Origin of the sequence: Streptomyces sp. NPDC060000 (assembly GCF_042737375.1) — a bacterium.
GTDB lineage: Bacteria > Actinomycetota > Actinomycetes > Streptomycetales > Streptomycetaceae > Streptomyces.
In genome coordinates, this window is sequence record NZ_JBHWUU010000160.1 from 1 (window position 1) to 7,513 (window position 7,513).

Sequence of the window (7,513 nt, forward strand, 5' to 3'; positions counted from 1 at the left end):
GTTGTGACTGCTGTGGCGGGTTCGCGGGGCGGTGCCGGCTGAGTGGTCCCGTGGGTTCGGGAGGTTGCGCCGGCTGACTGGTGCAGTGGGTTCGCGGGCTGCGTCGAGTGCTGGTCTCGAGGATTCGCGGGAGCCCGCGCCGCGTTCGGTCCGGTGGGCCGGGGCCGCGTCGGTCGGCATTTGATTGTCGGTGGTGGCGGGTACGTTTGCAGGTATGGGGAAGCAGCAAGCGGCGCACATCGTCTGGGACTGGAACGGGACGCTGTTCCACGACAACGACGCGATCATCGGGGCGACGAACGCGGCATTCGTCGAGCTGGGGCTGGAGCCGATCACGCTGGAGCGGTACCGGGCGCTTTACTGCGTTCCGGTGCCGAAGTTCTACGAGCGGCTGCTGGGGAGGCTGCCCACCGACGCGGAGTGGGAGGTCATGGACGACGTCTTCCACCGGTACTACGCCGAGCACCGGGTGCGGTGCGGGCTCACCGCGGGCGCGGCGGAGCTGCTCGCGGGGTGGCGGTCGGCAGGGCACAGTCAGTCCCTGCTGAGCATGTACGTGCACGATGAACTCGTGCCGCTGGTCCGGGGTTTCGGGATAGAGCCGCACTTCATACGGGTCGACGGGCGGACCGGGCCCTCCGGCGGCAGCAAGGCCGAGCACATGGTGCGGCACCTGGAGGCGCTGACCGGCGTCGAGGTGGCGCGCACGGTGGTGATCGGGGACGCCGCGGATGACGCCGTGGCCGCGTTGCATGTGGGCGCGCGGGCCGTGCTGTACACCGGCGGGTCGCACAGCCGGGCCAGTCTGGAGGGGGTAGGGGTGCCGGTGGTGGACACGCTGGGGGAGGCGGTGGAGGTCGCGGGGCGGTTGGCCGCGGCTGCGTAAGGTTGTGCGGGCGGGTTCTCCGGTGTGGGCTGCGGTGTCCTGAAGGTGCCGCGGCGGTGCCGCCGGGTCATGTCGACGGTGTCTTGGCCCCGGTCACGTCATCGGTAACTTGGCCCCGGGTCACGTCACCGGTGCCTTGGCTCGTAGCACCTTCAGGAATTCGCGCATCCATGCCGAGTGGTCCGGCCAGGCGCGGGCCGAGACCAGGGTGCCGTCGACCACCGCCTCGGCGTCCTGGAAGGTGGCGCCCGCCGACTGCATGTCGAGTTCCAGGGCCGGGTACGCCGTGACGCGGCGGCCGCGGAGGGCGTCGGCGGCTGCGGTGAGCAGGGGCCCGTGGCAGATCTGGGCGACCGGTTTGTCGGCGTCGAAGAACGACTTGAGGATCTTGCGGAGTTCGGGGTCGTTGCGGAGGTACTCGGGGGCGCGGCCGCCGGGGATGACGACGGCGGCGTACTGGCCGGGGTCGACCTCGGAGAAGGCGAGGTCGGCGGGCCAGGTGTAGCCGGGCTTCTCTGTGTAGGTGTCGAAGCCGGGTTCGAAGTCGTGGACGACGAACTGGAGCTTTTTGCGGGTGGGGGCGGCGATGTGGACCTCGTAGCCTTCCTCGCGGAGGCGTTGGTAGGGGTAGAGGACTTCCAGGGATTCCGCTGCGTCGCCGGTGACGATGAGGATTTTCGCGGTCATGGTGGGGGCTCCTCTCGGGCGGGGGTTGCTGTGGGCAACGTGTCTCTTGGGGGTGGGCTTGCCAAGAGGGGGCGCTTACAGCGTCCCGCGGGGTGGGGTCGGCGTCGACTTTTCTCGCCCCCGCTTTTCTCGCCCCCGCCGCCCCTACCCGTCCCATCCCCAGGGGCTCCGCCCCTTCGACCCCGCGACGGGCTCCGCCCTGTGCCCCCGGCGGGACCGCGTCCCCTGTGCCCGGCGGGACCGCGTCCCCTGCACCCCGCGCCAGGCTCTGCCCTCCACCCCGCGAGGGGCTCTGCCCTGTGCCCCGGCGGGGGCTGCGTCCCCTGCGCCCCGCGAGGGGCTCTGCCCTTCCGGCCTCGCAAGGGGCTCCGCCCTGCACCTCAGTGGGACCGCGTTCCCCTGCGCCCCTTCCGGGGCTCCGTCCTGCGCCCCGGAAGGGGCTTCGCCCCCTGTTCCGCACGCCGCTCCTTCCCACGTTCTCCCCCGTTTCGCCTCTGTGCGGAACGGCAAAGTTCTGGGCCTTGTTTTGTACACATACGGCTCGTGACGAGGGGGCCGGGCGGGGGGATAGCCTTAGTGGCGTGATCAGCGCGATAGTTCGCGGGGGCGCTGTAGCCCCTGCCCTGCGCCCGGTGTGTGCGGACCATCTCCGCGACCGGGCGGCGGACGCTGGTCGGCGCGGGCGGGATGGGGCAGCACAGGGCCCCGGGACGCCGTACACACCCCGGACGCACGTGACGCGGAGAGCAGCGTCACACCCGGGAGTGTTGTCGAGAATGGCCGATAACCCCCCGCTCATCTCATCTTGCGGCATAGCGTCGGAGCAGACCGGAGACCCCGGGCCGTGGCGTCGAGCCGCAGGGGAAGAGACCGTACTTCCTTCTACGTCACGCAACGGCGCGCGACAGGAGCCAGAGGACAATGCAGACCAAGCTGGACGAAGCCAAGGCCGAGCTGCTCGAGAGGGCGGCGCGGGTCGCTGAGAACAGCCCGGTCGGGGGGCATCTACCGACTGGGACGACGGGCGAGGGTGGCGGTACTCCGGGGACCCCGGACCACGACACCCTCCTCGCGTTCCTCCAGCGCTACTACCTGCACACCGCCCCGGAGGACCTGAACGGCCGTGACCCGGTCGATGTCTTCGGAGCCGCGCTCTCGCACTACCGGCTTGCCGAGAACCGGCCGCAGGGGACGGCCAACGTGCGGGTCCACACGCCGACCGTCGAGGAGAACGGGTGGACGTGCAGTCACTCCGTCGTCGAGGTCGTGACCGACGACATGCCGTTCCTCGTCGACTCCGTCACCAATGAGCTGACCCGGCAGGGGCGGGGTATCCACCTCGTCATCCACCCGCAGGTCGTCGTGCGGCGCGATGTGGCCGGCAAGCTCATCGAGGTGCTCAGCGCCCCGCCCGCTGCCGGGGACCTCCCGCACGACGGGCATGTCGAGTCGTGGATCCACGTCGAGACCGACCGTGAGACCGACCGCGCCGACCTGAAGCAGATCACCGCCGACCTGGTGCGCGTCCTGTCCGACGTCCGGGAGGCCGTCGAGGACTGGGAGAAGATGCGGGACACGGCGCTGCGGGTCGCCGACGAGCTCCAGGAGGAGCCCGTCCCCGGCGATCTGGCGCGGCCCGAGGTCGGCGAGGCCCGTGAGCTGCTGCGCTGGCTGGCCGCCGACCACTTCACCTTCCTCGGCTACCGGGAGTACCAGCTGCGGGGTGACGACTCCCTCGCCGCCGTTCCCGGGACCGGGCTCGGCATTCTGCGGTCCGACCCGCATCACGCCGACGGTGACGACCACCCCGTCAGCCCGTCCTTCGAGCGGCTGCCCGCCGATGCCCGCGCCAAGGCCCGTGAGCACAAGCTGCTGGTGCTGACCAAGGCGAACAGCCGGGCCACCGTGCACCGGCCCTCCTACCTCGACTACGTCGGGGTGAAGAAGTTCGACAAGGAGGGGAACGTCGTCGGGGAGCGGCGGTTCCTCGGGCTGTTCTCCTCCGCCGCCTACACCGAGTCCGTGGTGCGGGTGCCGGTCGTGCGGCGCAAGGTCGAGGCCGTGCTGAAGGGCGCCGGGTTCTCGCCCAACAGCCACGACGGGCGCGACCTGCTCCAGATCATGGAGACCTACCCGCGCGACGAGCTCTTCCAGACCCCGGTGGACGAACTGCGGTCCATCGTCACGTCCGTGCTCTATCTCCAGGAGCGGCGGCGGCTGCGGCTCTACCTGCGCCAGGACGAGTACGGCCGCTACTACTCCGCGATCGTGTACCTGCCCCGCGACCGCTACACCACGGGCGTGCGGCTGCGGATCATCGACATCCTCAAGGAGGAGCTGGGCGGGACGAACGTCGACTTCACCGCCTGGAACACCGAGTCGATCCTGTCCCGGCTGCACTTCGTCGTCCGGGTCCCGCAGGGCACCGAGCTGCCGGAGCTGTCCGACGCCGACAAGGAGCGCATCGAGGCGCGGCTGGTGGAGGCGGCGCGGTCCTGGGCGGACGCCTTCGGCGAGGCGATGAACGCCGAGCTGGGGGAGGAGCGGGGCGCGGAACTGCTGCGGCGCTACGCCAACGCCTTCCCCGAGGGCTACAAGGCCGACCACACCCCGCGCTCCGCCGTCGCCGACCTCGTCCACCTGGAGCGGCTCACCGGGGAGCGCACCTTCTCGCTCAGCCTGTACGAGCCGGTGGGCGCGGCGCCCGACGAGCGACGCTTCAAGATCTACCGCAGGGGCGAAGCGATCTCCCTCTCGGCGGTGCTGCCGGTCCTGAACCGGCTCGGTGTCGAGGTGATCGACGAGCGGCCGTACGAACTGCGCTGCTCGGACCGCAGCAACGCCTGGATCTACGACTTCGGGCTGCGTATCCCCAAGTCGCTGGCCGGCCCCGGCGGCGACTTCCTCGGCGACGACGGGCGCGAGCGGTTCCAGGAGGCGTTCTCGGCGACCTGGACCGGCAAGGCGGAGAACGACGGGTTCAACGCGCTGGTGCTGGGCGCCGGGCTGCACTGGCGGCAGGCGATGGTGCTGCGCGCGTACGCCAAGTACCTGCGCCAGGCGGGGTCCACCTTCAGCCAGGACTACATGGAGGACACCCTCCGGACCAACGTCCACACCACCCGGCTGCTCGTGTCGTTGTTCGAGGCGCGGATGTCGCCCGACCGGCAGCGCGCCGGGCACGAGATCGTCGACGCCCTCCTCGAGGAGCTGGACGCCGCTCTGGACCAGGTGGCCTCGCTCGACGAGGACCGGATCCTGCGGTCCTTCCTCACCGTCATCAAGGCGACCCTGCGCACGAACTTCTTCCAGGAGCGCGCGGACGGCCGGCCGCACGACTACGTCTCCATGAAGTTCGACCCGCGGGCCATCCCGGATCTGCCGGCGCCCCGGCCCGCGTTCGAGATCTGGGTGTACTCGCCGCAGGTCGAGGGTGTGCACCTGCGGTTCGGGAAGGTCGCGCGCGGTGGTCTGCGCTGGTCCGACCGGCGTGAGGACTTCCGGACCGAGGTGCTCGGCCTGGTGAAGGCGCAGATGGTGAAGAACACCGTCATCGTGCCGGTCGGCGCCAAGGGAGGCTTCGTCGCCAAGCAGCTTCCCGACCCGGGCGTGGACCGTGACGCGTGGCTGGCCGAGGGCATCTCCAGCTACAAGACGTTCATCTCGGCGCTGCTCGACATCACCGACAACATGGTCGGCGGGGAGGTCGTGCCGCCGGCCGACGTCGTGCGCCACGACGAGGACGACACCTACCTGGTGGTCGCCGCCGACAAGGGCACGGCGACGTTCTCCGACATCGCCAACGAGGTCGCCGAGTCGTACAACTTCTGGCTCGGGGACGCCTTCGCCTCCGGCGGCTCGGCCGGCTACGACCACAAGGGCATGGGCATCACCGCCCGCGGTGCCTGGGAGTCCGTGAAGCGGCACTTCAGCGAGCTGGGCGTGAACACGCAGGCCGAGGACTTCACGGTCGTCGGCATCGGTGACATGTCCGGTGACGTGTTCGGCAACGGCATGCTGCTCAGCGAGCACATCCGGCTGGTCGCGGCCTTCGACCACCGGCACATCTTCATCGACCCGAAGCCGGACGCGGCGACCTCGTACGCCGAGCGCCGCCGCCTGTTCGAGCTGCCCCGCTCCAGCTGGGCCGACTACGACGGCGACCTGATCTCCGCCGGCGGCGGTGTCTTCCCGCGCACGGCGAAGGCGATCCCGGTCAACGGTCACATCCGTGAGGCACTGGGCATCGAGGGGAACGTCACCAAGCTCACCCCGGCCGACCTGATGAAGGCGATCCTGCGGGCGCAGGTGGACCTGCTGTGGAACGGCGGCATCGGCACGTACGTGAAGTCCGGCGCGGAGTCGAACGCCGACGTCGGCGACAAGGCCAACGACCCCATCCGGGTGGACGGCGCCGACCTGCGCGTCAAGGTCGTCGGCGAGGGCGGCAACCTGGGGCTGACCCAGCTCGGCCGGATCGAGTTTGCGTTGCACGGCGGCAAGATCAACACTGATGCCATCGACAACAGCGCGGGCGTGGACACCTCCGACCACGAGGTGAACATCAAGATCCTGCTCAACGGCGCGGTCGCCGAGGGGGACATGACCGTCAAGCAGCGCAACAAGCTGCTCGCGGAGATGACCGACGAGGTGGGCGCTCTCGTCCTGCGCAACAACTACGCGCAGAACACGGCGATCGCCAACGCCCTCGCCCAGTCCAAGGACATGCTCCACGCCCAGCAGCGCTTCATGCGCCACCTGGTGAGGGAGGGGCATCTGGACCGGGCGCTGGAGTTCCTGCCCACCGACCGGCAGATCCGTGAGCGGCTCGGCGCAGGCCAGGGCCTGACCAGCCCGGAGACGGCCGTCCTGATGGCCTACACGAAGATCACGGTGTCGGACGAGCTGCTGCACACCTCGCTGCCCGACGACCTCTATCTGCGTGGCCTGCTGCACGCGTACTTCCCGACGGCGTTGCGCGAGCGGTTCCCCGAGGGCATCGACAGCCACCCGCTGCGCCGTGAGATCACCACGACCGTGCTGGTCAACGACACGGTCAACACGGGCGGTACGACGTATCTGCACCGGCTGCGGGAGGAGACCGGCGCCTCGCTCGAGGAGATCGTGCGGGCCCAGACCGCGGCCCGGGCGATCTTCCGCTCGGCGCCCGTGTGGGACGCGGTGGAGGATCTCGACAACCAGGTCGAGGCCGACGTCCAGACCCGTATCCGGCTGCACTCGCGCCGACTCGTCGAGCGCGGTACGCGCTGGCTGCTGAACAACCGGCCGCAGCCGCTCCAGCTCGCCGAGACCGTCGACTTCTTCGCCGAGCGCGTCGAGCAGGTGTGGTCGCAGCTGACGAAGCTGCTGCGCGGCGCGGACCTGGAGTGGTGGCAGCGGATCCACGACGAGCTGACCGACGCCGGCGTCCCGGACGAGCTGGCCACCCGGGTGGCCGGGTTCTCCTCGGCCTTCCCGGCGCTGGACATCGTCTCGGTGGCCGACCGTATGGGGCGGGACCCGCTGGACGTCGCCGAGGTCTACTACGACCTCGCCGACCGGCTGCGCATCACCCAGCTCATGGACCGCATCATCGAGCTGCCGCGTGCCGACCGCTGGCAGTCCATGGCCCGCGCCTCCATCCGTGAGGACCTGTACGCGGCCCACGCGGCGCTGACGGCGGACGTGCTGGCCGTCGGCAACGGCACGTCGACGCCGGAGCAGCGCTTCAAGGCGTGGGAGGAGAAGAACGCGGCGATCCTGGGCCGGGCGCGGACCACGCTGGAGGAGATCCAGACGTCGGAGACGTTCGACCTGGCCAACCTGTCGGTGGCCATGCGGACGATGCGCACGCTGCTGCGCACGCACTCGTAGCCCACGAGAAACAGCTCACCAGCAACAGCTCACGAGAAACGGGGGTGCCCCCGAGCCGTCGCGGCT

At 70.2% G+C, this 7,513-nt stretch carries 3 protein-coding genes; 2 read left to right on the forward strand and 1 reads right to left on the reverse strand.

Annotated elements, in window-relative coordinates; translation table 11 throughout:
• Positions 1–214 precede the first annotated feature (214 nt).
• Entirely contained in the window at positions 215–886 is a 672-nt protein-coding gene (locus tag ACFWBB_RS42145; protein WP_385284471.1) for an HAD family hydrolase, read from the forward strand.
• Positions 887–1,006: 120 nt separating this feature from the next.
• Here ACFWBB_RS42145 and ACFWBB_RS42150 read toward each other — a convergent pair whose 3' ends face one another.
• Positions 1,007–1,573, reverse strand: coding sequence for a DJ-1/PfpI family protein (locus tag ACFWBB_RS42150; RefSeq protein WP_385284474.1), 567 nt, complete (start codon positions 1,571–1,573; stop codon positions 1,007–1,009).
• 921 nt (positions 1,574–2,494) lie between these two features.
• On the opposite strand from ACFWBB_RS42150, the gene ACFWBB_RS42155 reads away from it, so the two are divergent.
• The gene (locus ACFWBB_RS42155; RefSeq protein WP_385284476.1) at positions 2,495–7,447 is read left to right on the forward strand and encodes an NAD-glutamate dehydrogenase; all 4,953 of its coding nucleotides are present in this window, start codon (positions 2,495–2,497) and stop codon (positions 7,445–7,447) included.
• Positions 7,448–7,513 lie beyond the last annotated feature (66 nt).